Origin of the sequence: Niallia sp. XMNu-256, assembly GCF_036670015.1 — a bacterium.
Classification (GTDB): domain Bacteria; phylum Bacillota; class Bacilli; order Bacillales; family Cytobacillaceae; genus Bacillus_BD.
In genome coordinates, this window is record NZ_CP137636.1 from 2,199,975 (window position 1) to 2,222,387 (window position 22,413).

The following is a 22,413-nucleotide window of genomic DNA, read 5'->3' on the forward strand; positions in this document are numbered from 1 at the left end:
GGAGTTTTTTGTTCCTACGGGTTACATGTTTTTTCCAATCTTGGACAAAATAGAGAGTAAGGTTCAAGAAGGAGGACTGTAATATAGATGAGAAAGGAATTCGGATTAGCCTTTATTGCACTTTTTTTCCTGTCATTGAATGCGATCACAGGAGCCTATGCAGTCGAAGATAAAGAATACAAAAATAAATTTAATCATGAAAAGGAAATACAAACCCTTATTAAAGAGGAAGAAGATATATCTGGAGATGGGAAACTAGATCAAATCGAAATAAAAGGGATTCCTTATGATGATGGAAGTGCGTATTTGAGAGAAATTTACCTAGTCATTACCGGTTCAAATGGTAAGAAAGTTAAAAAGGAATTAGACGGTGGATATGAGCCTACTTTGAAACGGGTGGATTTAAATCATGATGGTATTGATGATCTGCTAATCAGCATTCCAACTGGTGGGAGTGGTGGATTATCTAACTTTTTCATATTTTCGTTTAAAGACTTCCAACTAACTGATTTAGGAGGAGGTCCAGAACCATTAAATATTACAAGTCAGTTTTTGAATAATTATAAGGCTGTCATGACGATTGATAATACCGGAGAAACTTTCACTTTTGATTTAAAAAACAGAAAAAAGGACTATAACCGTTTAGGCCTGTACACAAGAGGGATGCTTAATGAACCTCGAGAATTAATGGTTGATCCATATAGTACATTAAAACCGATCGTGGTAAAAGAGAAAGGGGAGACGTTAGGGTTAAAAGCCATTCAGCAAGTCAGCGGTGCTTATCATGCCGATGGAATCGCTTTTGTTGAGTCCACCTGGTACTATGAAAATGGAAAATGGAATTTAATCCATACGAAGGTAATGAATCGAGATGAAATAAATAAAAAGAGAAAAAAATAACATTGTAGAAGTTATGGCGATACAAATAAAGGCAGTATCGCCACTTATTTTTATTTATTTACCATAAATATATTATGTAAACTAAATAAAAATTCGAGTACGGGAACAGGGAACTGCTCACTGACTACTCGATTTTTTGCTATTCACTCATAGCTCATCATCATCTGGATCGGGAATGTCCATTTGATCAACAGCTATTTTGAGGTCATCATTTTTAATATGAGTATAAATCATCGTTGTTTGAATGGATGAATGACCTAATTGTCTTCTTAACTTAGGAACATCATTAATTTCCGTATGGTATCTAGTAGCAAATGAATGACGTAATTTATGGACGGATAATGATGGTTTTCCAAATGCAGTTGCATATTTATTAACTAAATTTTCAATGGAACGTGCGGTTAAGCGTCTAGTTTTTCCTTTTGGTCCCATAGCTGCAGCTACAAAGAGAGCTTTATTTTGTTTATGGATATCATACCGGGATTCTCGTATCTTTAAGTATTCCTGGAGATCATCCATGGCAACAGCACTAAAATATACATATTGTTCTTTATTTCCTTTACGAATAACTCGGGCTGAGTTTTTATTATGATCAATATCATCAATATCCAGATTGACAACCTCAGATAAACGTAGGCCAGAACCTAAAATTAATGAGATAATCGCCGTATCCCGTTCACGGTTTAGCTGATAAAAATTCCACAGTTTTTTATTATCTTTGACGGTTTCCCCGTATTCTTCAGCAACAAACCTTCGGAAATTTTCGTATTCATCACCTAATAGGATTTTACCTTCCATTTTATTGGCAATTGTTTCTAGATTTAAATTTAACTCATTAAATTCGATTTTTGCCATCACATTTCGGTGAATATAAGGTTCCAGATCACTTGTTTCCGCAATATTTTGCAAGTAATTAAACAGGGACTTTAATGCCGATAATTTACGATTAACTGTAATATCCTTATTTTTCAGTTCATACTTAAGAGAGTGGAGGAAACCTTCAATTTCTTGAGCTTTTAATGTTTCCAGATGTGATAAAGGAATATCCTTAATGGCACCTGTATAAAGCTGCTCAGAAATGATCCAGTTAAAAAAGATCTTAAAGTCATGACAATAATTTAATAATGAAGCCGCAGAAAGTTTTCGGCGTTTGTGATCAATATATTCTTCGACATACCAAGGTAATTCCTTGAGAATAGTTTGCAATTTTTTATAATGTTGTTGTTGAGCTTCAGTAGCGATAGAAAACACCCCAAACATGATTTTTTCATACTTCCATTATAATCCTTTGACATTACTTCGTCAAATTATTATTTTACGCAGTAATCTAATAATCATTTAAAGAGGAGATTAACCTCTCCTCTCAAGTTGTGAATTATGATCATTCAAAAAATACCTTAAAATTTATTTGCCTGTAAACGCTGCTGGGTTTCTACCTTCAACAAATGCAGTCATGGCTTCTTTACGATCTTGTGTAGCAAATGCACCGTCATAGCTAGTAGCTTCAATGGTAAGAGCAGATTCCAGATCGACATTAGCGCCAGTATTTACAGCAATTTTCATCATTCTTAATGCTACTGGAGCTTTTTGAGCTAGTTTATCAGCCCAATTTTTTGCTGTTGTTAAAATTTCTTTATGTGGAACAACTTTGTTCACAATTTGCAATTCATAAGCTCTATTGGCATCAATAAATTCTCCAAAATACAATAATTCCTTTGCGATGCCTTGTCCAACTACTTTTTGAATTCGTTGAGTACCACCGCCACCAGGAATAACAGCTAAATTGATTTCAGGAAAAGCAAATTGAGCTTGTGCGGATGCAATTCGCAAATCACATGATAGGGCTAATTCTAAGCCGCCTCCTCTTGCTACTCCATTGATTGCAGCAATTACTGGTTTGTTAAGGTTCTCAATTTTTGAAAACGCTTCTCGGGTGATCTTGGTTAAATCCATCATTCCAACTGTGTCTAAGTCCACCATTTCATTAATATCGGCACCAGCGACAAAGGACTCGTCCCCTGCTCCAGTTAAAACGATAGCATGAACATCTCTATTCTGTTCCAATTCACTAAATAATTGATTTAATTCCAAGTAAACATCTGTATTTAATTTATTTCCAGGCTCATGATCAATGGTTACAACGGCTACTTTGTTCTCAATCTCACAAAGTAAGTATTGATAATTTGTTGTTTTTGTTAAATGATTTGACATGATAATCCCTCTCCCTTTTGTGAATATAATAATTATTTAGAAATTACATACTTATCATAACAATGTTGAATCCATTTCGTAAATAAATTAGTATTTCCCTTTCCTATTTTCATTGGTCTAAAACGTTGGGTCACTCAATATCTTATAAAAAGTTCATTATTATCTTCAAATATGACTTTGCTTTGCCATTTAACAATGGAATAAAGGAGTGACCAATCGTGGTTTTTGTACATTTTTTAGAAAACAATACAAAAGTATTAACCCAATTATTACAAACCGTTCCCTCCGTTGATGAGAGTATTAAAATAAAGGGTCGAAAGGGCAAAGTAACTAAAGTGGAACCTATCACGGAAAGTGTTATTCATGTCCATGTGCTTTATGATCCAATCATTAAAAAGCAGCCATTGGCAGATACTAAAAAGAAAAAAAGATAAAAAAAGAAACTCTCCTTTGAGTTTCTTTTTTTAAGTTATACTATTGCTTTTTTGATTTTAATTGTTTTTTAATAAACTGGTCCCGTTCTCCCCCATCTGATAACTCTTCAGAAAAAGCATGCTCCTCTCCTTCTTTGTTTCCTATCAAATTTGAGGTTTTGATCGTCTCTGCAGAAAGATTATTATTTGGTGCAGCTTGTTTATTCCAATCACCCATTCCTAATTTTCAACTCCCTATTAATAATAATTATCAGGCTTAACTGCCGGGTAGGACCCCGCTCCTAGACTCTAAGAAGTAGGTCGGGGATCTGCTCATAAAGATCCGAAAGTTGAACACAGACTAAGTACACTACGGAATCGTCGGCATGACTAGCATGTTATAGCCTAAGGCTTTCCATTAAGATAAAAGAAGCCACTACTAATGGTAGCTTCACTTTATTCCGCTGGTGATGCTTCTACCGCAATTTGATAAGCATCTAAAATGGATTCCTTCTCTATTTGTTCAGAAATTTGAACGAGTTGCTGACCTGTCTCATCCTCAATTACCATCATTAAGGTCGTTTGATCACCAGATCTTAATAAAGCATAAGATTTTCCTTCCATTTCAAACAGGGCCTCCACCTCAAAAGAAAGTTGCTCCCCGTTTTCATCTTCAATTGTTATCAGATCACGAAGCGAATCACTTTGCATCAAACTCTCCCTTTCGAAATTAAAATGATTTTTATGACATTAGATTTCCCAGTATGGTCTCTTACCATTCTTTTAGTTAGTCTTTATACTGTTTCTATATATGATGTCTTTTTTTCGGATTTGTCTTATAAAGAGATTGTTCAACTATAGAACATGAATTTAAAACACATTTATGGAAATTGTTCATGTTGTTTTATTCGTTAATTTTGCGGTTGAAGGTTCTGATCTATATAGATTCCAATTTAACAATTTTTCACTGTCGGACTTATGCAAACATGGGCAAGTGTTGAGCATGGAATGTGGTACGCCCGTTCCGCAGAATTCTTGAAAAAAGACACGATTCAAACGTTTGTTTGCTTAAGGACGATTGGTGATACCATTTTTCGGAATTGGTGCGCTTGCGCTAGGTTGGTTCATGTTAGGGTTAAAAACAGGCTGGTCTATTGAGGATAACTCCAACAAAATTGAGAAAACAATTGGAAAGAATTCATAAAAACAACAAAAACATCTGTGAACAGAACAGATGTTTTTGTTGTTAAATTAAGCGTATTTAATTCCTGCTTTTTTAATATTATTAATATCGCTTGAGCTGCATGGGGTAACAGCATAAGTCATTTCACAGTTAGGACAATTCATAATAACGGTCTCTAAAGTGAAAACTTCTCCGCAACCACAGTTAATCATGTGAGCAACAGATGGTGCAAAGTCTTCCTTCCCTTTGCTTTTTACATGATCAACAACCGCTTTACCATCTTTTAAATTTGAACAACCACACATTTGAAAACCTCCATGTCATTTTACAAAAATACTTTTTCATAGTTTTAAATTAACATAGAAGTAAGGAGATTGAAGTAACATTAATCACATGTATAAAGTAACTTTCTCTCTTTAACCAGCCTTTGTTTTAGATAAAAGTTCGGAAGAGTTTTTTACTTTTTTATTATAATTCATAATAATAATTCCGAAAGCTACTAGAGCAATTGCAACGACAATTGACAGGTTAAGTCTTTCTCCAGGAACGAGCAAGGCAGATAATAATGCGCCAAAAACAGGTGTTAAGAAGTTATAAATACTCACTTTTCCTGCTTTATTATATTTTAGGATCGTTGTCCATAAAGCAAAGGCAACTGCGGAAAGAAACGCTGCATAAATCAGTAATCCCCAGCCAAAGGGAGTGAATGTAATCGCATCTTCATTTAACTGAGGAACGCCTATAAGCAAAAGCAATAAGGCTCCAATAGTTAGCTGCCACCCCGTCAAAGTTACTGGATGAATGTCAGTCGCAAGTTCTTTAGCCATGATGGTTGTGATTGCAGTCGTTAGTCCAGCTAAAATCATAAAACCTTCACCAGTAAAATGAAACTGAAATTGGAAGGTTTGTCCCCAATTGGCCAAAATAATTCCAGCAAATCCGGTCAATATCCCTATTCCCTTCTTCCAATCCAAATGATCATTCTTATAGTAATAATGGGCTAAAATAACAGCGAGAAATGTGCCACTTGAAGTTAAAAGAGCACCTTGCATTCCGGATACTTTGGCTAATCCAATATAAAAGAAGTAATATTGCAAAGAGGTTTGGATCAACCCGAACAAAATAATGATCATAATTTGAGAACGTTTTATGACTAATTTCTTTCTATTCGTAAGGAATAAAAAAATCAATAGGATAAGTCCTGCCAATAGGAAACGAATTCCCGCAAATACGATTTGGGCGATTGAGTCATCAGCAGCTATCCTTAACTCAAGATTGCTAATCTTTAATACTGGAAATGCACTGCCCCATAAGAAGGCACAAATAGCGGCAAAGCCAATAACTGCCCATTTATTTTGAAAAATGCTTTTCAATTTTGACATCTCCCAATCTATAACAATTTAAATGTAACAACAAATAATCTTAACATATTAATAGATCGGGTTGAAGTCTATCTTTAAGACAAAAAAGACTGATTAACAACGATCAGTCTTTTTTGAATGGTTATATAATTCGAACTGAAACCATCCCAGTAATTTGTTTGATTTTTTCTTCTAAGATTGGGGCTAGATCTCCATTAAACTGGTTATCAATATCAATTATTGTATAAGCATATTCGCCCCTGCTTCGATTAATCATATCTGCAATATTTAAGTGATATTTAGAAAGAACGGAAGTGATTTGTCCAACCATATTAGGTACATTTTTATGATAAGCTGTGACGCGACGCTTTCCAGTATATGGCAAGGAAGCGTTTGGGAAATTAACGGAATTTATAATATTCCCTGTTTCTAGGTACTCTTTAATTTGTCTAGATGCCATAATTGCGCAATTTTCTTCTGATTCCCTCGTAGAAGCACCAAGATGGGGTATCGCAATTGCATTTTTCATTTTTAAAATTTTTTCATTCGGAAAATCAGTAATATACTTGCCAACTTTGCCAATCTCAAGCGCAACGGCCATATCTAATTCATTCACTAATTCACCACGAGAGAAATTGAAAATATGAACTCCATCCTTCATGATTCTAAAAGACTGATCGTTAAACATTCCTTTTGTATCATCTGTTAATGGTACATGTACAGTAATATAATCACTATTTACATAAAGCTGCTCTAAATTAAATGCTCTTTGCACATTCCGAGATAAATTCCATGCGGTATCGACTGAAATGAATGGATCGAATCCAATGACATCCATATCCAAGTTCAAAGCATCATTTGCAACTCGAGCGCCAATAGCTCCTAAGCCGATAACCCCAAGTGTTTTTCCTTTTATTTCATTCCCAACAAATTGCTTCTTTCCAGCTTCCACTAATTTGGGGATTTCGTTCCCTTTATTTGCAAGTGATTTTGTCCAAGCAACTCCAGCAAATAAGTTTCGTGAAGAGGCCATAAGTGTAGTTAGAACAAGTTCTTTTACAGCATTGGCATTGGCACCAGGAGTGTTAAACACAACAATTCCACGTTCTGTACAAGCATGAACAGGAATGTTATTTACACCAGCACCCGCTCTTGCAATCGCCTTAATGGTTGGTGCAATTTCCATATCATGCATATTAAAACTACGAAGAACAATGGCATCTACTTTTTCACTGACATTATCAATTTTGTAATGATTAGTATTAAATACATCTAAGCCGCATTTTGCAATGTTATTTAAGGTTTTTATGATAAACACATGTCTCTCCCCTTTTAAAAACTAGATTGCTATTGCTATGGAACAAACAAGCTGGGTTCGTTAAAAAATAAATACTTTATCACTTATAATCGATTAGTCAAGACAATAGTACACAAAAAGTTGACTTATTTCAAAAAATACGATCTATTCAATCAATCACTAGGATGAAAATTTTATGTATGAATTTTTAAGGATTTATTATAATAAACAAATGTGTTCGCTAATTCGTGGAAATTGACATTTGATCGGCTTTATTAAATAGCAAAAAGGCAAACCACTAACTAATTGTGTTTGCCTAATCATCCATCTAGTCTTTATTTTCTATAATGATTTTTAGCGCTTCAATTAGTCCGGGAAGTTTATCAAAGTTTGCATGATCACAAGTATTAATGATTTCATTGATTCTATTTTGGATTTTCGTTTCTGCTTTCTCTATCGTGTACAGAACAAATTCCATAGCGCACCTCAAGTTGTTTTATTATTTAGTGTATGCTCATAAACAAATTATGTTTGTCTTAATTTTTGATGGAAATTGTAAAGTACATATAACAAGACATGAAATATAATTTGGTGTTATTCATTACTGTTAAAAATTACAAAAATCAAAAGAGAGCGGGTGCAGGATCATTTATAAAACATTTATTGTCATGTTGTTGGCTCTTTTAATAAATGGATTTAGTCATTTTACTATATCGATAGTGACTGCGGAATCGGCTGTGGCTATCTCTGAGGATACAAATAAACATATAGAGCCAGATAAAATAGCTCCTATTCAACCAGCGTCAAGCGAAAGAGATATTCCTGCTTCAAAAACAATCGATCCAATTAAAACAATTATTACCGCTGGATCAAAATATATTGGAAATTCTGTATACGTATTTGGCGGTGGTAGAAATGAAGTTGATATAGCAAAAGGAAGGTTTGATTGTTCTAGTTTTGTTCATTGGGCGTTTAGGCAAGCAGGTATTGAAATCGGAACAACCACTGATACCATTAAAAACAATGGCCGCCAAGTTTCATCAAGTGAATTGCGACCAGGAGATTTAGTCTTCTTTGATACATATAAAAAAGATGGACATGTCGGAATCTACCTAGGAAACCATAAGTTTCTCGGCTCGCAAAGTTCAACTGGTGTAGCAATTGCAGACATGGCTAGTGGTTACTGGAAAGAGCGATTTAATGGACGAGTCGTCCGTATCATTGAGTAGCAATAATAAAAACCCACATGTAAGAGTGGGTTTTTATTATTTATAGAAATCTTCAGGGATTTTGCCAAATTTTCTCTTATGATAAAGTAGCGGTTCTTTATCTTCGTGTTGAATATCAATAACTTCACCAATTAAAATGGTATGATCCCCAGCCTCTACTTGTTTATGGGTGTTACATTGAAGTACACCGTAAGCCCCCGAAATAATTGGCAACCCTTGTTCGGATAATTCCCATTTACAGTTAGCAAAACGGTCGACTCCTTTTGAAGCAAATATAGAACAAATATCCCCTTGATCACTTGCCAAAGTATGAACGGCAAATTTTCCTGCGTTTTTAAATATATCTAATGTTGAGACTCTATGATCAATTGACCATAAAATTAAAGTCGGATCTAAGGACACTGAAGCAAATGAATTTACAGTTAATCCAACTGGAGTTCCGTCTTTATCTACGGTCGTTATAACCGTGACACCTGTTGGATAATTCCCCATAACGGTTTTAAATGCTGTTTCTCGACTATTTTTATCCAATAAAATCATCCTCCCATCTTCTATTTCTAATCTAATAGCCGTATTAATTATTCGCAAATTAATGACAGATTTATTACTATAAAGATATTAGAAATTATCTTCAATATAACATGGATACTAAGATAATTGCTAGGAGGATGCTTTTTGATTCCTTTTTTTCAATTAAATAGGTAAACTCAATGTTTCAACCGATATTTATAAACATAGAAAGAACAGTCATTATTTGATTCTGTTCATTTTGTATATTAAAGGTTTTTAAATTGTTTTTGTTGTAAGGTTTTAAATGCATTGTTTTTCAGTAAAACACTTAATATCATGAAACCGAACATAGACCCTGCTAATGAACTTATAATAAAGGCTGGAACAAAACCAAAGATGGCTGCTTCTTGTCCTAATAATAGTTTTGCGATTGGGTAACAAGCAAGTCCCCCTAATATCCCCGTTCCCACAACCTCACCGAAAAAGGCAAAACCAATTTTTTTTGATTTTTGATAAAAGTAAGCAGCCAAAAAAGCGCCGATGATACTTCCCGGAAAGGCAAAAATAGACCCCGTACCCATTAGGTTTCTAAATAAAGAAATAGAAAATGCTTGTAATACTGCATATCCAGGCCCAAGAATAACGGCTGAAAGGACATTTATAAAATGTTGGATGGGAAATACTTTTGTAAAGCCGATCGGTATGTAGATAAGGTGACTAGTTAGTGTGCCAATCGCTACAAACATAGCTGTTAGGGTTAGTTTATATGTCTTTTTCATTTACATATCCCTCCTTTCTTCTATAAATATTTTTAAAATAAAAAATCAGATCCTCAACGAGAACCTGACTATCATGCCCAAAGAAAGTTTTAAAAGTTGTCGTCTACTTTCCTACGCCGGTATGATCCGGATCAGGTCCAAAGGGTTAAAAAACGATCGTTTTTTTCTCAGCCAAAAAGGCACCCCTAGTAGTGAGTATTAGATTATATACTATTATAATAAATGGAATATACGAAGTAAACAGGTTATCGGAATTTTATTGCAATTTTCACCATTTTTCTTATGAGAGTTTTAAGTTATGGAATAAAAATGGCTAATATGAAGAAATTAAATACTATGTAATAAAAGAATTTGGAGGTACAACAATGACAGTTGTAGTTTATCAAACATTTCAAGTTAAACAAGATAATTTTAAAGAAGGAATTGAAAATATTAAAAAAATCAAGGAATATCGAAATGAACACTTTAATCATACCGTCGAAATTCTAACTCCGATTACGGGCCATGATCATAATTTTTGTTTACTTGCAACCTATGAGGGATTAGCTGAAATGGAATTACAAAATAAGAAAATGTTTAATGACGAGGAATACCTAGAATTAATAGGCGAATTTTTTATCGAGAACATTGTGCAAGGAAGTATGAACACACAAATATTTAGAACCATGAATGATAAAAAAGATAAAAAAGAGGATTCAAAATAACAACAAAAAGCTTCTATTCTTCTTACTTTAATTGAATAGAAGCTTTTTTGTTTATTTATTATCAGTTTAAATGTATAATAATTCGAAATTGTTACCAAATAGTAAAGAAGGGTTTCGTCATGAAATTAAACAAAAGGCTTCTGCAAAATATAGCTTTTATTCTTCTAAGTAGTTTTGGAGGATTCATACTCGTATGGGCAGGGCTTGATATTGGTTGGATCATTGGTACATTAATTATGGCAGCGTTTCTATCTTTTAGACCACTAAGGTGGTTAAAAGACCCCGATCACCCAGAAAAAGGTATGCCTACCTATTGGTTGAGAATAGGTCAAACGATATTGGCTGTTGAATTAGGTCAAAAAATTAACCTTTCCGTTATTTCAACCTTTCAGAAGCATTGGCTGACAATTACAATTATGCTTCTGCTTTCGGTTGTCTTTTCGCTATTATCGGGATTGTTGATCTGGAAGTTCAGTCAAACAGACATGATCACTAGTTTTTTTGCAACTGCTCCTGGTGGAATTGTGGTTATGCCGGGACTTGCTCAAGATATCGGTGCCAATACAGGTGTTGTGAGTATTGTCCAAACGATGCGAGTTTTTCTTGTTGTAATACTTATTCCAATAATCGCTTCAACATGGTTCGTTACGGGTGAGACATCCCTTATGTCAACAAATCAAGCTGTTACAACGATCACTAACACTTTTGGGCTAAGTCAATTAGGTGGTACAGTTCTATTATTTTTGGCCGCATGGGGTGGTAAATTTATTGGAAAACTATTAAGATTTCCGTCCCCTGTCTTAATTGGCGGATTGGTTGGAGTAGCAGTTGTTCAAGGTCTTTATTATTTGATTTTAGACTCTGAATTAATTGTATGGTGGCCTGCTTTAATTATGATTATCGCTCAAGTATTAATGGCATCAAGTATAGGGGCTCGCTTTCAAAGGAGTATGTTTCAAAATATTGGAAAGTTGTTGTTCGTCGCTTTTATAAGTACAGTGGGATTAATTTTGGCTATGTTAATATGCGCTTATTTTGTCTCAGTAATAACGGGTATCTCCCTTATTACATCTGTATTAGCGTTTGCACCTGGAGGAGTGGCTGAAATGGCTGCAACTGCCATTATTCTTGAGGCAGATTCAACTTTTGTGGTTGCAGTGCAAGTACTGCGAATTGTCGTTGTTATATTAGTTTTACCCCCATTATTTAAACTGATGAGCCGTAGGCAAATTCATAAAAAATATGATGATTCAAAAGTATCCGTATAATCTTAAGTCCCATAGTAATAAAAAAATAACGAACAGAAATAATACCTGCTCGTTATTTTTTATTTGTATTTTGGTTTCTGGCAAGGGAGTTACAATTCAATTGAGTAGCTTTGCTCATTAAAAAACTCCCCTTTTGAAAATACCCTTTCGACATATTGAATCTGTTGGTTGGACATTAATAGAACTGTCGAGCTTCTTGTTCCGTAGTCTTTACTACGAATAAACAAGGATGAAAGGAGTCTTTCCCACTCTAAAGGTACCCCTGTATTAGGTAACTGTTCATCAGGAAAGGGGTCCGAATTTTGTAAAATGTGAAAGATATTCCCAACTAATTGATCTCTGTCCAGCTTAAGACAATGGGCTAACCCCTCTTTGCCTTTTTGTACCTTGGGCCATCCCGTATTCAGCAAATGATTACTAACCCCATATATTCCAGGTTGTAATTTTTTAAACTCATTACTTACATTAGAATAATAATATAATTCATTTTGATCCCCTGCTAATAAATTATAACCTGGATATTTTTTTTTACTTCTTGATAATGATTCAATATATAATTGGATGTCACCCTTGTATGTTAATGCATTAGCGACTAGTTCTCCTCGTGAACGCTTCTCTTTAAGATCCTCTGAAGGATCTCTATAATTGGTTAAGGCTGAAAAGCGACCTGTTTTTGTTACACCCATCCATGTCCCGTGTTTTTCTAAGTCTCGACCGGCAAGAATGGTGGAGATATCTTCCCAAAAATGAGCAGGAGCAGTAGCCCGGTTGTAAAATTCATCTCTGTTAGCCCCAACAATCAGCTTATAAGTTGGATGTACTTTATAAGCAAATAAAATTAAACACATGATAACGCCACAACCTTTATTTCGATTTTCTTACATCTCTTTATAAATTATACCATTCAACCTTCGCGCTTATAAATTGAACCTTCTATAAGTTGGAATTTTACTCTCCGGTAAGCCGAATAAAAATCATCCTTACTTAATATTTAAAACCATGAATGTTCACTCCTTTTTTGAAGAAACTAAATATAGAAAAGGAGGTCTAATAAATGAGCCAAAATAGAAAAAAGGATTTTAATCCGGTTACAAAAATTTATGACTCTTCAGACTACAATAAGCAAGATGAGGTATCTAAAGGATTAGCGACAACACACGAGCAATTTAGTGATTCTTATATGGTTGGAGATATTTTGACACATGACCCTGAAAACCAAGATAGAGAAGGCAATAAAAAATAAGTATATGATTATAGAAGGGTTGGCTCTAAGGAAGAATCAACCCTTTTACGAATAATTATCTTCAAGAGCCTTCCTTAATAAATGAGAAGATCTTTCGATATCAACTTTGACCATTTTTTTGTATGTTTTAGCTTTTTCTTTATCTTTAATAGAGTAAACAGCTACCTCTTGATATTTAGAACCGTCTTTCTTAATTTTTCCTCTTGTTAATACACCATCTTCCAGTAGATCATGTAAGGCTCTGTATATTTCGGAATGCTGTGGTTCAAAACCAAATGGTTGAAATTCTTTTCTCATTTCGTCCAATAATTGCAATCCATACCACCTTCCATTTTCAATATTTGTAATAATATACAGTTTTAGGAAGGCTCGTTGTTTGATAAGGAAACCAGTACTTTCTCTTTTTCTCTTTTTCATACTAACCACCTTAATATTGACTTTTCTGTATATTATAACATATTGTGTTAAAAACACATATAAACTAGTAAGCTATTATGTATGAAAAGTCATAAGGATGACACAACTCCCTCTACAATCGATTAAATTAAAAAGCAGACCTTATAAGATCTGCTTTTTAACTATTTAACCAATTAACTTAAATCAACGTTATGATAAACTTGTTTAACATCCTCTAAATCTTCAAGGACGTCAATTAATTTTTCAAACTGAACTGCAGCGTCTTCTGAAAGGGTAACATCATTTTTCGCCAACATTGTGAGTTCGGCGACTGAGAATTCAGTGATACCTGCATTTTTGAATGCTTCTTGAACAGCATGAAATTGATCAGGTTCAGCATAGACAATCACAGACTCTTCATCATCAAGGATATCACGCACATCAACATCAGCTTCCATAAGTAGTTCCAAAACTTCTTCGGAGGTTTTTCCTTCAATTCCAATAACTGCAGTTGGTTCAAACATATAGGCAACAGAGCCGCTGACCCCCATGTTTCCCCCGTTCTTACCGAACGCTGCACGAACCTCAGAAGCAGTTCTGTTTACATTATTCGTTAAGGCATCGACTATGATCATTGAACCACTAGGGCCAAATCCTTCGTAACGAAGCTCATCATAGTTTTCATCTGATCCGCCTTTTGCTTTTTCGATGGCACGATCGATAATATGCTTTGGTACATTATAAGTTTTTGCACGTTCAAGAACAAATTTTAAAGCTTGGTTTGCCTCAGGATCGGGTTCACCTTGTTTTGCAACAACATAAATCTCTTTCCCGAACTTAGCATAAATACGACTAGTATTAGCATCTTTAGAAGCTTTCTTTTCTTTAATATTGTTCCATTTACGACCCATAGTCCCACTCTCTTTCAACATTAAGATCTAAACAAATATTCTTTTAAGTTGCCTTCCTTAATCGATAGGAGTGCAAAAAGTTAGAAGAAGAACATTTTTTTCACAAACTCTATTATACATAATAAAATTATATGTTAAAAGTACCACCAAGAAAAAAACGTTTGGAAACCCAAACGTTTTTTTCTTGGTGCCTATTTATTATAAAATGATACTTACTTTTCCTTGTGGACGTAATGCTTCTAATTTAAGAATGACTTTCTTAGATAGAATTTTTAATTCGCCATTTTCTTTTATAAGTTTATACTCATTAACTCCAACATAGTTATCTAGGAAATCACGCTTTGCACGGAAAGTGACAAAGTTAGCTTTCACAGATAATACATCATCTTCATTACTTACGATTCTAACATTACTTATGTTGTGAACCGTTTGTGAATGTGGATACTCAACATGTGCTTCCTTTTTTAATAAACGCAAAGCTCTTTGTTCTAAACGATGGCGATCATCATGTACGATATATAAAGAATTTTTAAAATCCGCATCAGGATGGCCAATCGGTGGAATTTCATAAGTTCCGTTCTCAGCGAATAATGCTGCCCATTCTTTCATTTGCCAAGTATCTAATAGCTCAGCTTCATGGTATAAAAAGTCTTCAACTTCTTGACGAGTAATATTCATATTTAGACCCTCCCAACTTCTGCTTGTTTATCTTCTTTTTTTGCTTCTTCTGTTGTAATTAATTTATTCCATTGACGCCAGAATGCACGCATTTGTGCTTCGTCAGTTGCTTGTGGTACATCACGGTTCATACCTTTAGAAATATCGTTCCAGCCAGCACCTTCCGAGTTTGCAAAGCCTTCTTGAGCAAGTTCAAGAGCTTCGTTATCGTCAGGAGTTGCAAAACCGCCTGGGCCTAAGAATTCTAAGAAGCTGTCATTACGAACTTCTCTGAAGTTAGCTGGCTCGCCTTTTGGTGCTAATGCATAGGCATCAACTTCAATATAACCTGGTTCAATAGGATAGAATGTTCTGATTGTAATTGCCATAATGTCATTGATAACCAAGTTAGGGAAAATCCAGATGTTACGATTCTTTTTCGCAATACGGTGAGCACGGTCTGGACCGAATTTTTCTTCCAATGTTTTAATGTTATTGTCGATGATTTCTTTTGCTTCTTCCCCATAACCTTCAATCCATTTTCCTACTGGTCTTGGCCAAGCAGAATAATATTCCATAACCGCATGACCGCCGCCTAAATCACGGCCTTCACCTACAAGGCTATCTTTTTCCATTACTCCACCACGAGTAGCAACAATATCAAAGTATGTTTTATGGGTAGGAACTCCATGATATAGGTCAACACTGTTTTCACCAAGGAGTTTCCAGTTTGCACGTACACTATAATGTTGTGGAGCAGCTAAAACTTCCATTCCTTCTGACTCTTTAGAAGCTTCTGCTTGATCAGCTACTAGATCAAGATATTCTTTTGCATTTCCTAAATAATCTTCTAAAGAAATTGCATCTTTATCGAAGTTTACAAATATAAATCCACGGTAGCTATCAAGGCGTTCAACTGTTACGAGGTTTTTAGAGCCATCACAGTTATGATCATTATGGTATCCAGCTTTATCTGGCATTCCCACTAGCTCACCTTTGTTATTGAAGCTCCAAGCATGGTAAAAACAACGGAAAACTTTCGTATTACCACATTCCTCACGAGTAACTAGTGCTCCACGGTGTGGACAAGAATTGTAGAATGCTCTAATTTCGCCATCTTGGCTACGTGTTAATAAAAGGTTACGTCCACCTACTTTTCTTCTATGGAAATCACCTTTGTTTTCTAATTCAGATTCATGCCCGATAAATAACCAGCACTTACTGAAGATCGCATCTCTTTCTAATTCTAAAATATCTTTGTCAATAAATGCTTTACGGTTTACTTGGAATGTCAAATCTGATTCACGAATGTATTTACTCATGTAGGTCCCTCCTAAAATATTATTAAAATAATTTCAATTATCATATACAAATTTTTGAATGTACTTTCAGTAAGCACAATTCTCTAATCTGGCAGGTATTTGCAACGATCGCCTTAGTTACCAATAACCTGATTGCAATCGCTTACTAATTCGCTTAAACCTTAAAAACTTCTACAAAAAACTAACAGTAATTTTACCTCCTTTTAACCTTACAATCTTGCCTTAAATTACATTTTCTTGTAGACGCTTTCATTAGGTGTACTGATCTATCCCAAGATTTAGGTGATATAACAATACAATTTTTAAACAATTTAAATTTTCTCTTAATTAAGGCTTAACTAAATTATAAGTCGAATCGATGTCACAATCTAATTGAAATTTATTTAGAATAATTCAGATATCTTAATATTTTTTTTATTAGGTAAACTTATTCCCTTATTTGACGCGATTTTAATGATTTGTACTATTATTTTTAAATAATAAATTATTCATAATTGTAGACAAATATAAAAAAATTCGATAACATCTATGTAAATAACAATAAAATTTGTTAGTGATATCCCTTTTTTTATTGAAAGGGGTTTCATTAGAGTAAATTTAATTTGTTAGCTAGCAACAATAGAATCACAACAGATCTATTGGATAAACGAGGGGTGTTGTAGATGGATACAAGCCAATTAGAAACATTTCTAGCAATTATTGAATATAAGAATTATTCGAGAGCAGCAGAATCATTAAATGTTACTCAACCAACTGTGACTGCTAGAATTAAAAATTTAGAAAACGAATTAAACTGTAAGCTTTTTAATCGTGAGGGCAAATATGTAACTTTAACAAATGAAGGAAAAGTATTTGTAGAATATGCTACAAGTATTCTTACTTATATGAATCATTCAAAGGAAGCGGCAACTGCGACGCAAAAACCAAATCTAAAAATAGGGATTTCTCCCGGTTTTTCTTACTCTTTTATTTCAGACCTTATCCAATCTGTAAAAACAATTGATAATTTAAATCTAGTTATAATTGAAGGAAAAGATTCAGTAAGCTTAAATGAACAAATATTAAATGGGGATTTAGATTTGGTGTTTACTAGAAATATTGTTTCACATAAGCCGGATCTTGTTTCAGAGTTTCTCTTTACTGATAAGTTCGTTTTAATTGTTGGGAAAAATCATCCTTTAGCAAATGTAGAAAATATTACACTTAATGATCTACAAGATGAGACATTGATCTGGTACCGAAGAAAAACCCCGCTTTTAACAAATGTAGACAAAGCATTAATTGGGGTTCCAAATATAAAACACATTGAAGTTGATAATAACGAAATGTTAAAAAAGGTTGTCAGTAGTGGTTTAGGTGTGGGAATTACTCTTTTACTCGGAATTGATGAGCTGGATAACGATCGATTAGTTGTAAAGCAAATTAAGGAACTAGAACAATTACCTAATAAGGTCTATGTACAATATCGCAATAAGATATTAATTAATCGACCAATTAAACAAATCATTTATTCTATTATTAATCATGAGTTAAGTAGTTAAATAAATGAAGGCAGTCATTTACATATATGACTGCCTTCGTTGTTTTTGATGTTTATTCAGTCCCTAATCTAACTTTGAAAACTGATCAACAAGTTCGTTAAATTTTCTAAGCGCATTTTCAATTGGAGCGGGTGTAGTTAGATCCACGCCTGTTTTTTTCAGTAACTCTAATGGGTAATCTGAGCTTCCGCTTTTCAAAAACTCTAAGTAAGAAATAACCGTTTGTTGATCCCCTTCAAAGATCTTCGTGGCAAGATGGATAGCTGAAGCATAACCGGTCGCATATTTATACACATAAAAAGGACGATAAAAGTGCGGGATTCTAGACCACCCATATTTTACTTCATCATCAAATTCAATTTCATCTCCATTATACTCTCTAAAAAGGGCTTCATAAGTTTGATTAAATACTTCAACATTTAATGGTAATCCTTTTTCCGCCATTTCATGGGTCTTTTTCTCAAATTCAGCGAACATGACTTGAGTAAAGAAGGTCCCTTTAAATTGGTCAATAAAGTGATTAAGTAAATGTTTTTGCATGTCTTGATCTTTTTCGTGTTCTAATAAATAGAAAATTAATAAGACTTCGTTTACAGTTGAAGCCACCTCTGCTACAAAAATACTATAGCGAGCAGTAATTTGAGGTTGATATTGTGCGCTTAATTTACTGTGTACCCCATGGCCACATTCATGAACAAGGGTAAAGAGACTGTCTAAATCGTCTTGATGATTTAAAAGAATATATGGATGAACTCCATAAACACCAAGATTATAGGCACCAGATCGTTTCCCAGGGGTTTCTCTAACATCAATGTAGCGTGAATCCTTGAATTCCTTCAAAATTTCAAGATAATCGTCACCTAGTGGTGTCAGCGCTTTAAGCATGGTTTCATAAGCTTCATCATACGAAATCTCCGGTTTGACTCCACTAACAAGTGGAACACTCATATCATATTGTCTTAATTGGTCTAACCCAAGCTTTTCTTTTCTAATCTTTGTATATTTGTGAAGCGGTGTAATATTTTCTTTTGTTGTTGTGATAAGGTTTTCATAAACTTCTCTTGGAACTTTATCACCGAATAATCCCTTTTCTAAGGCAGATGGATAGTTACGAACTTTTGCAAGGGTAACATTATTTTTGATCGCGCCAGAAAGAGTAGATGCAATTGAATTCTTTAATTGCAAGTAAGGTTGATAATAAGCTTTATAAGCCTCTCTCCGCTTGTCACGATTCTCATCTTCAATTAATTTACTATACATCCCTCTTGTTAATTCAATCTGATTGCCCTCATCATCTGTGACATCCCCAAATTTAATATCTGCATTATTCATCATTCCAAACGTTTGACTCGGAACAGATAGTGCTTCTCCTAATTGAGAAATTAATTCTTCTTGCTCCTTACTGAGAACATGTGCTTTATATCGGAATGACTCCCATAAATCTTTTTCAAAATAATCCAGCCCCTTCTCCTCAGATAGAAACCCTTTCAGTGTTTCCTCAGACAGACTTAATAAAAAAGGCATAAAGAAAGAGGTTGCAGCGCTGACTTTAACGCTTAATTGTTTGGCGCGATCCAAGAAGGATTGGGAGGAAGTTTCCCTCGTATCTTCATCGACTATTAGCATGGCGTACGCATAAAGCTTATTAAATAAAAAGGACAGTTCTTCACTTTGCTTCAAATATTGGTACAAAGATTGTCCGTCATGAATGTGACCATCAAACCCTTTTAGCTTTTCTGACATCTTTTCAATGGTTTGATAATCTTCATCCCATTCTTGTTCATTAGTATATAGATCAGTTAAACTCCATTTTTCCTGAAGAGGTACTTCTTCCCTTGTTTTATATGTATTCAAATCTATTGCCCTCCTTATGATTAATAGTGAATGCTTCCTCTTCCATATCATACTAAATATATGAAGGTTAATGCTTCTGATAACTCTTTTTAAGGTGAAAAAACATCACATGTTGTAAAATAGAATTAAGATTGTACTTAACTTAGAGAAAGGATTTATTTATGTTACTTGATTGGTTCCCGTCCTCCTCAATATGGGCGGCTCTTATTAGTATTTTACTCAATGTTGTTATTGCTATAACAGGGATTTTTCCAAGCACCTTTATTACGGTGGCTACTGTGAGTATTTTCAGTTTTGAATACGCCTTAACCTTGTTAATTATAGGTGAAGCAATCGGTGCAATTGTTAGCTTTATTCTTTATCGAAAAGGTGCTAAAAAGCTTTTATCAAAGCCTAAAATGTCAACGATCGCCAATCATAAATATTTACAAAAATTGGGAAAAACAGGTGGGATGACAGCAGTATTTATCATCCTTTTATTAAGAGTGATGCCTTTCGTACCTTCAGGTGCTGTTACACTTACAGCTGCTTTAAGTCCTATCCATGTAATCCCTTTTAGCATAGCCAGTACGTTAGGAAAGATCCCTGCTTTATTTATTGAAGCATATTCCGTATCTCATGTTCTTACACTTAGTGTTCAGTATCAAATTACCATCATGATCGTAGTACTTTTGTTATTTCTAGTGTATTTAGGTTTTAAAAAAAAAAGAAAAGAAATAAATGAATAATAATAAGCTTTGTTAGAAAGGAGTAACATCGTATGAGAGGTTTGCGCAGACTCCTCCTACTACTTCTCACGTTGGGGATTGTTTGGATCATTTTTGATGATGACATCAAAAGCTCCCCTTATTATTTGACCTATCAAAGTCTCACTGCTGATTTAAAAGCGTGGAAAGAAGAAAATCCAGATGTTCAAGCAGCCATTAACCATTTAGAATTAGGTTTGGACGAAATTTTGAGCAGTGTTTTAGGTGCTTTTCAAAAAGAAGAAACAGATCAGATTAAGCTTGTTGATCGGCCTGAATTGAATGTTCCAGATTCTCACTCGTTTTCTGTTCATAATATTGAGCTAGGAGATTCTCGTGAAAAGGTGGAAAACCTTGTTGGAACACCTAAACGTTCAAACTTAAATGAATATGGAGTTGATTGGCATGCTTATCATGACCAGTACCAAAACTTCTTTATGATTGCTTATGACGAAGAAAGTAAAGTAGCGGGGTTATATACAAATCAAGACTTACTTACTTCTAAGCAAGAAATTACTTTAGGTTCCTCAAAAGATCAAGTTGTTGCTGCCCTTGGAGAGCCATTAACATCGATACAAAAAGATTGGGTTTCTTATCAAATTCAAAATAATGGAGAGTTTCATCTTTATAAACTTGACAATAGCTATGTCACTATTTTTTTTGATAAACATGAAGGAAACATGGTTACAGCCATTCAAATTATAAGTGAAGAATTAGAGAATCAGAAAAAGGAATATTACGCAGAAGGAAATCATGCGTTAAAAGAAGGCTTTGAGTTTCAATTGTTTGATTTAACAAATGCAGCACGGGTTGTACATGGGCTACAGCCACTAACATGGGATGACCATGTTAAAATTACAGCACGTGAGCATAGTACAGATATGGCAGTGAACCAATATTTTTCCCATACAAATCTTGATGGTCAATCTCCTTTCGACCGTATGGCAGAAGATAATATCACCTTTCGGGTTGCAGGGGAAAATCTTGCTGCAGGTCAATTAAGTAGTATTTTTGCACATGAGGGATTAATGAATTCTCTTGGACATCGTGAAAATATCCTTCAAACTGAATTCCAATCGTTGGGAATCGGAGTAGCGTTTGATATAGAAAAGAAACCCTATTACACGCAAAAATTCCTTGCTAGAAACTGAAAGTAAACCGTCTATTGAGCATAAATAGACGGTTTATTTAAATTATTCATGATGAATTGACTCTTCATCATGAACATGCACTGGTTTTGTGTTGTTTATTTCCACTTTCTTATTCTCTATATTTAGTTTTTTACGTCTTTTAATAATAAATAGCAATAGAATGAATAATAAGACAATTCCTTCTAGTAAATATTTATTCAATTGTATGTTTAGCAGCCCAGCTGGAATTAAAATCAAGATAAAAAAGTATATAAAGTTTCCCAAAGCAGTAGCCAACATAAAGGAATTAAATTTTATCGAGCTGATTCCCCCAATTATGTTGATTAAGCTTGTTGGTACAAATGGAATAATTCTCGCTTGAAATACAAACATAAACTCCTTCTGTTCAATTTTATCAAGTAGCTTTTGATCCACTTTCCGTATAACCCAATCTTGAAAAAGGGTACGGGTACCAACAAAAATAACGGCTGATCCTACGAGACTAGTAAACCAGCTCCAAAGGAATCCATTTATAAAGCCAAGCAATATATAATTTACCGTTATAACTAAAATTAAAGGAATAATAGTAAAGGTGTTTTGAATAACCATCATGATTAAAGTGAAAGCTGCAATAGACCATACATTATTTCTGACGATGGAATCAAAATTACCTGCCTTCAACATTTCATACCAATCACTCTGATATACGAAAATGATTAGTAATAAAATAATCAATATAAATGATACGAACTTCGCCC

At 34.3% G+C, this 22,413-nt stretch carries 26 protein-coding genes, 1 pseudogene and 1 riboswitch; of the genes and pseudogenes, 10 read left to right on the plus strand and 17 right to left on the minus strand.

The genetic code is table 11. The annotated features are described in order from the left end of the window. The first annotated feature begins 87 nt into the window (after window positions 1-87). Window positions 88-900: a hypothetical protein gene (locus R4Z10_RS11095; protein ID WP_338469372.1), complete on the plus strand. Its 813-nt coding sequence runs from the start codon at window positions 88-90 to the stop codon at window positions 898-900. A gap of 147 nt (window positions 901-1,047) precedes the next feature. Here R4Z10_RS11095 and xerS read toward each other — a convergent pair whose 3' ends face one another. After that, the gene (gene xerS / locus R4Z10_RS11100; protein ID WP_338473223.1) at window positions 1,048-2,142 is read right to left on the minus strand and encodes a tyrosine recombinase XerS; all 1,095 of its coding nucleotides are present in this window, start codon (window positions 2,140-2,142) and stop codon (window positions 1,048-1,050) included. Between the two features lie 162 nt (window positions 2,143-2,304). After that, window positions 2,305-3,111, minus strand: a complete 807-nt coding sequence (locus tag R4Z10_RS11105) for an enoyl-CoA hydratase-related protein (protein WP_338469373.1) — start codon at window positions 3,109-3,111, stop codon at window positions 2,305-2,307. Between the two features lie 218 nt (window positions 3,112-3,329). Between R4Z10_RS11105 and R4Z10_RS11110 the strand changes: the two genes are divergently transcribed. After that, entirely contained in the window at window positions 3,330-3,545 is a 216-nt protein-coding gene (locus R4Z10_RS11110) for a hypothetical protein (RefSeq protein ID WP_338469374.1), read from the plus strand. A 40-nt stretch (window positions 3,546-3,585) separates the two neighbouring features. On the opposite strand, the gene R4Z10_RS11115 is transcribed toward R4Z10_RS11110, so the two are convergent. Together R4Z10_RS11115 and R4Z10_RS11120 are read right to left on the minus strand one after the other, a co-directional pair. Then, entirely contained in the window at window positions 3,586-3,762 is a 177-nt protein-coding gene (locus R4Z10_RS11115) for a hypothetical protein (RefSeq protein ID WP_338469375.1), read from the minus strand. 218 nt (window positions 3,763-3,980) lie between these two features. Continuing rightward, window positions 3,981-4,235: a DUF1292 domain-containing protein gene (locus tag R4Z10_RS11120; protein ID WP_338469376.1), complete on the minus strand. Its 255-nt coding sequence runs from the start codon at window positions 4,233-4,235 to the stop codon at window positions 3,981-3,983. Between the two features lie 370 nt (window positions 4,236-4,605). On the opposite strand from R4Z10_RS11120, the gene R4Z10_RS11125 reads away from it, so the two are divergent. Then, window positions 4,606-4,728, plus strand: a complete 123-nt coding sequence (locus R4Z10_RS11125; protein WP_338469377.1) for a hypothetical protein — start codon at window positions 4,606-4,608, stop codon at window positions 4,726-4,728. A 47-nt stretch (window positions 4,729-4,775) separates the two neighbouring features. On the opposite strand, the gene R4Z10_RS11130 is transcribed toward R4Z10_RS11125, so the two are convergent. The 4 genes from R4Z10_RS11130 to R4Z10_RS11145 all read right to left on the minus strand — a co-directional run bounded on the left by R4Z10_RS11130 (window position 4,776) and on the right by R4Z10_RS11145 (window position 7,843). Beyond that, window positions 4,776-5,012 carry a hypothetical protein gene (locus R4Z10_RS11130; protein ID WP_338469378.1) on the minus strand — a complete coding sequence of 79 codons (237 nt, stop codon included), beginning with the start codon at window positions 5,010-5,012 and terminating at the stop codon, window positions 4,776-4,778. Window positions 5,013-5,123: 111 nt separating this feature from the next. Beyond that, the gene (locus R4Z10_RS11135) at window positions 5,124-6,080 is read right to left on the minus strand and encodes a DMT family transporter (protein WP_338469379.1); all 957 of its coding nucleotides are present in this window, start codon (window positions 6,078-6,080) and stop codon (window positions 5,124-5,126) included. Window positions 6,081-6,210: 130 nt separating this feature from the next. Next, on the minus strand, window positions 6,211-7,386 hold the full coding sequence (locus R4Z10_RS11140; RefSeq protein WP_338469380.1) for a phosphoglycerate dehydrogenase: 1,176 nt from the start codon (window positions 7,384-7,386) through the stop codon (window positions 6,211-6,213). 307 nt (window positions 7,387-7,693) lie between these two features. Further along, complete coding sequence (locus R4Z10_RS11145; protein ID WP_338469381.1) at window positions 7,694-7,843, minus strand: hypothetical protein; 150 nt, start codon at window positions 7,841-7,843, stop codon at window positions 7,694-7,696. Between the two features lie 376 nt (window positions 7,844-8,219). Between R4Z10_RS11145 and R4Z10_RS11150 the strand changes: the two are divergent. Beyond that, window positions 8,220-8,594, plus strand: a pseudogene (locus tag R4Z10_RS11150) (C40 family peptidase); the annotation flags it as partial. A gap of 36 nt (window positions 8,595-8,630) precedes the next feature. On the opposite strand, the gene R4Z10_RS11155 reads toward R4Z10_RS11150, so the two are convergent. Together R4Z10_RS11155 and thiW are read right to left on the minus strand one after the other, a co-directional pair. Next, window positions 8,631-9,134 carry a flavin reductase family protein gene (locus R4Z10_RS11155; RefSeq protein ID WP_338469382.1) on the minus strand — a complete coding sequence of 168 codons (504 nt, stop codon included), beginning with the start codon at window positions 9,132-9,134 and terminating at the stop codon, window positions 8,631-8,633. 236 nt (window positions 9,135-9,370) lie between these two features. Then, the gene (thiW, locus tag R4Z10_RS11160) at window positions 9,371-9,883 is read right to left on the minus strand and encodes an energy coupling factor transporter S component ThiW (RefSeq protein ID WP_338469383.1); all 513 of its coding nucleotides are present in this window, start codon (window positions 9,881-9,883) and stop codon (window positions 9,371-9,373) included. 91 nt (window positions 9,884-9,974) lie between these two features. Then, window positions 9,975-10,080, minus strand: a riboswitch (TPP riboswitch). A 168-nt stretch (window positions 10,081-10,248) separates the two neighbouring features. On the opposite strand from thiW, the gene R4Z10_RS11165 reads away from it, so the two are divergent. Together R4Z10_RS11165 and R4Z10_RS11170 are read left to right on the plus strand one after the other, a co-directional pair. Further along, window positions 10,249-10,587, plus strand: coding sequence for a hypothetical protein (locus R4Z10_RS11165; RefSeq protein WP_338469384.1), 339 nt, complete (start codon window positions 10,249-10,251; stop codon window positions 10,585-10,587). 119 nt (window positions 10,588-10,706) lie between these two features. After that, entirely contained in the window at window positions 10,707-11,855 is a 1,149-nt protein-coding gene (locus R4Z10_RS11170; protein WP_338469385.1) for an AbrB family transcriptional regulator, read from the plus strand. A gap of 89 nt (window positions 11,856-11,944) precedes the next feature. Here R4Z10_RS11170 and R4Z10_RS11175 read toward each other — a convergent pair whose 3' ends face one another. After that, complete coding sequence (locus R4Z10_RS11175) at window positions 11,945-12,703, minus strand: NRDE family protein (protein ID WP_338469386.1); 759 nt, start codon at window positions 12,701-12,703, stop codon at window positions 11,945-11,947. Between the two features lie 206 nt (window positions 12,704-12,909). Between R4Z10_RS11175 and R4Z10_RS11180 the strand changes: the two genes are divergently transcribed. After that, window positions 12,910-13,098 carry a YozQ family protein gene (locus R4Z10_RS11180; RefSeq protein ID WP_338469387.1) on the plus strand — a complete coding sequence of 63 codons (189 nt, stop codon included), beginning with the start codon at window positions 12,910-12,912 and terminating at the stop codon, window positions 13,096-13,098. A 45-nt stretch (window positions 13,099-13,143) separates the two neighbouring features. On the opposite strand, the gene R4Z10_RS11185 is transcribed toward R4Z10_RS11180, so the two are convergent. The 4 genes from R4Z10_RS11185 to R4Z10_RS11200 form a co-directional block, all read right to left on the minus strand. After that, entirely contained in the window at window positions 13,144-13,515 is a 372-nt protein-coding gene (locus R4Z10_RS11185) for a Replication termination protein (RefSeq protein WP_338469388.1), read from the minus strand. A gap of 173 nt (window positions 13,516-13,688) precedes the next feature. Then, the gene (locus R4Z10_RS11190) at window positions 13,689-14,405 is read right to left on the minus strand and encodes a YebC/PmpR family DNA-binding transcriptional regulator (RefSeq protein WP_338469389.1); all 717 of its coding nucleotides are present in this window, start codon (window positions 14,403-14,405) and stop codon (window positions 13,689-13,691) included. A 198-nt stretch (window positions 14,406-14,603) separates the two neighbouring features. Then, entirely contained in the window at window positions 14,604-15,083 is a 480-nt protein-coding gene (locus R4Z10_RS11195) for an aromatic-ring-hydroxylating dioxygenase subunit beta (protein WP_338469390.1), read from the minus strand. A 2-nt stretch (window positions 15,084-15,085) separates the two neighbouring features. Beyond that, the gene (locus tag R4Z10_RS11200) at window positions 15,086-16,384 is read right to left on the minus strand and encodes an aromatic ring-hydroxylating dioxygenase subunit alpha (protein WP_338469391.1); all 1,299 of its coding nucleotides are present in this window, start codon (window positions 16,382-16,384) and stop codon (window positions 15,086-15,088) included. Between the two features lie 662 nt (window positions 16,385-17,046). On the opposite strand from R4Z10_RS11200, the gene R4Z10_RS11205 reads away from it, so the two are divergent. Further along, window positions 17,047-17,925: a LysR family transcriptional regulator gene (locus R4Z10_RS11205; protein ID WP_338469392.1), complete on the plus strand. Its 879-nt coding sequence runs from the start codon at window positions 17,047-17,049 to the stop codon at window positions 17,923-17,925. A 63-nt stretch (window positions 17,926-17,988) separates the two neighbouring features. On the opposite strand, the gene pepF is transcribed toward R4Z10_RS11205, so the two are convergent. After that, a complete protein-coding gene (gene pepF / locus R4Z10_RS11210; protein WP_338469393.1) occupies window positions 17,989-19,779 on the minus strand; it encodes an oligoendopeptidase F in 1,791 nt (596 codons plus the stop codon). A 161-nt stretch (window positions 19,780-19,940) separates the two neighbouring features. Between pepF and R4Z10_RS11215 the strand changes: the two genes are divergently transcribed. Beyond that, a complete protein-coding gene (locus R4Z10_RS11215) occupies window positions 19,941-20,507 on the plus strand; it encodes a VTT domain-containing protein (RefSeq protein ID WP_338469394.1) in 567 nt (188 codons plus the stop codon). Between the two features lie 32 nt (window positions 20,508-20,539). Next, window positions 20,540-21,676: a CAP domain-containing protein gene (locus R4Z10_RS11220; protein ID WP_338469395.1), complete on the plus strand. Its 1,137-nt coding sequence runs from the start codon at window positions 20,540-20,542 to the stop codon at window positions 21,674-21,676. A 42-nt stretch (window positions 21,677-21,718) separates the two neighbouring features. On the opposite strand, the gene R4Z10_RS11225 is transcribed toward R4Z10_RS11220, so the two are convergent. Continuing rightward, complete coding sequence (locus tag R4Z10_RS11225; protein ID WP_338469396.1) at window positions 21,719-22,390, minus strand: VTT domain-containing protein; 672 nt, start codon at window positions 22,388-22,390, stop codon at window positions 21,719-21,721. Window positions 22,391-22,413 lie beyond the last annotated feature (23 nt).

Bases quoted from the DNA above. Each gene is read 5' to 3' on its own strand.
- R4Z10_RS11095 (WP_338469372.1), top strand. From the start codon at position 88: ATGAGAAAGGAATTCGGATTAGCCTTTATTGCACTTTTTTTCCTGTCA.
- R4Z10_RS11105 (WP_338469373.1), bottom strand. From the start codon at position 3,111: ATGTCAAATCATTTAACAAAAACAACAAATTATCAATACTTACTTTGT.
- R4Z10_RS11115 (WP_338469375.1), bottom strand. From the start codon at position 3,762: ATGGGTGATTGGAATAAACAAGCTGCACCAAATAATAATCTTTCTGCA.
- R4Z10_RS11120 (WP_338469376.1), bottom strand. From the start codon at position 4,235: ATGCAAAGTGATTCGCTTCGTGATCTGATAACAATTGAAGATGAAAAC.
- R4Z10_RS11130 (WP_338469378.1), bottom strand. From the start codon at position 5,012: ATGTGTGGTTGTTCAAATTTAAAAGATGGTAAAGCGGTTGTTGATCAT.
- R4Z10_RS11145 (WP_338469381.1), bottom strand. From the start codon at position 7,843: ATGGAATTTGTTCTGTACACGATAGAGAAAGCAGAAACGAAAATCCAA.
- R4Z10_RS11155 (WP_338469382.1), bottom strand. From the start codon at position 9,134: ATGATTTTATTGGATAAAAATAGTCGAGAAACAGCATTTAAAACCGTT.
- thiW (WP_338469383.1), bottom strand. From the start codon at position 9,883: ATGAAAAAGACATATAAACTAACCCTAACAGCTATGTTTGTAGCGATT.
- R4Z10_RS11165 (WP_338469384.1), top strand. From the start codon at position 10,249: ATGACAGTTGTAGTTTATCAAACATTTCAAGTTAAACAAGATAATTTT.
- R4Z10_RS11170 (WP_338469385.1), top strand. From the start codon at position 10,707: ATGAAATTAAACAAAAGGCTTCTGCAAAATATAGCTTTTATTCTTCTA.
- R4Z10_RS11175 (WP_338469386.1), bottom strand. From the start codon at position 12,703: ATGTGTTTAATTTTATTTGCTTATAAAGTACATCCAACTTATAAGCTG.
- R4Z10_RS11180 (WP_338469387.1), top strand. From the start codon at position 12,910: ATGAGCCAAAATAGAAAAAAGGATTTTAATCCGGTTACAAAAATTTAT.
- R4Z10_RS11185 (WP_338469388.1), bottom strand. From the start codon at position 13,515: ATGAAAAAGAGAAAAAGAGAAAGTACTGGTTTCCTTATCAAACAACGA.
- R4Z10_RS11190 (WP_338469389.1), bottom strand. From the start codon at position 14,405: ATGGGTCGTAAATGGAACAATATTAAAGAAAAGAAAGCTTCTAAAGAT.
- R4Z10_RS11195 (WP_338469390.1), bottom strand. From the start codon at position 15,083: ATGAATATTACTCGTCAAGAAGTTGAAGACTTTTTATACCATGAAGCT.
- R4Z10_RS11200 (WP_338469391.1), bottom strand. From the start codon at position 16,384: ATGAGTAAATACATTCGTGAATCAGATTTGACATTCCAAGTAAACCGT.
- R4Z10_RS11205 (WP_338469392.1), top strand. From the start codon at position 17,047: ATGGATACAAGCCAATTAGAAACATTTCTAGCAATTATTGAATATAAG.
- R4Z10_RS11215 (WP_338469394.1), top strand. From the start codon at position 19,941: ATGTTACTTGATTGGTTCCCGTCCTCCTCAATATGGGCGGCTCTTATT.
- R4Z10_RS11220 (WP_338469395.1), top strand. From the start codon at position 20,540: ATGAGAGGTTTGCGCAGACTCCTCCTACTACTTCTCACGTTGGGGATT.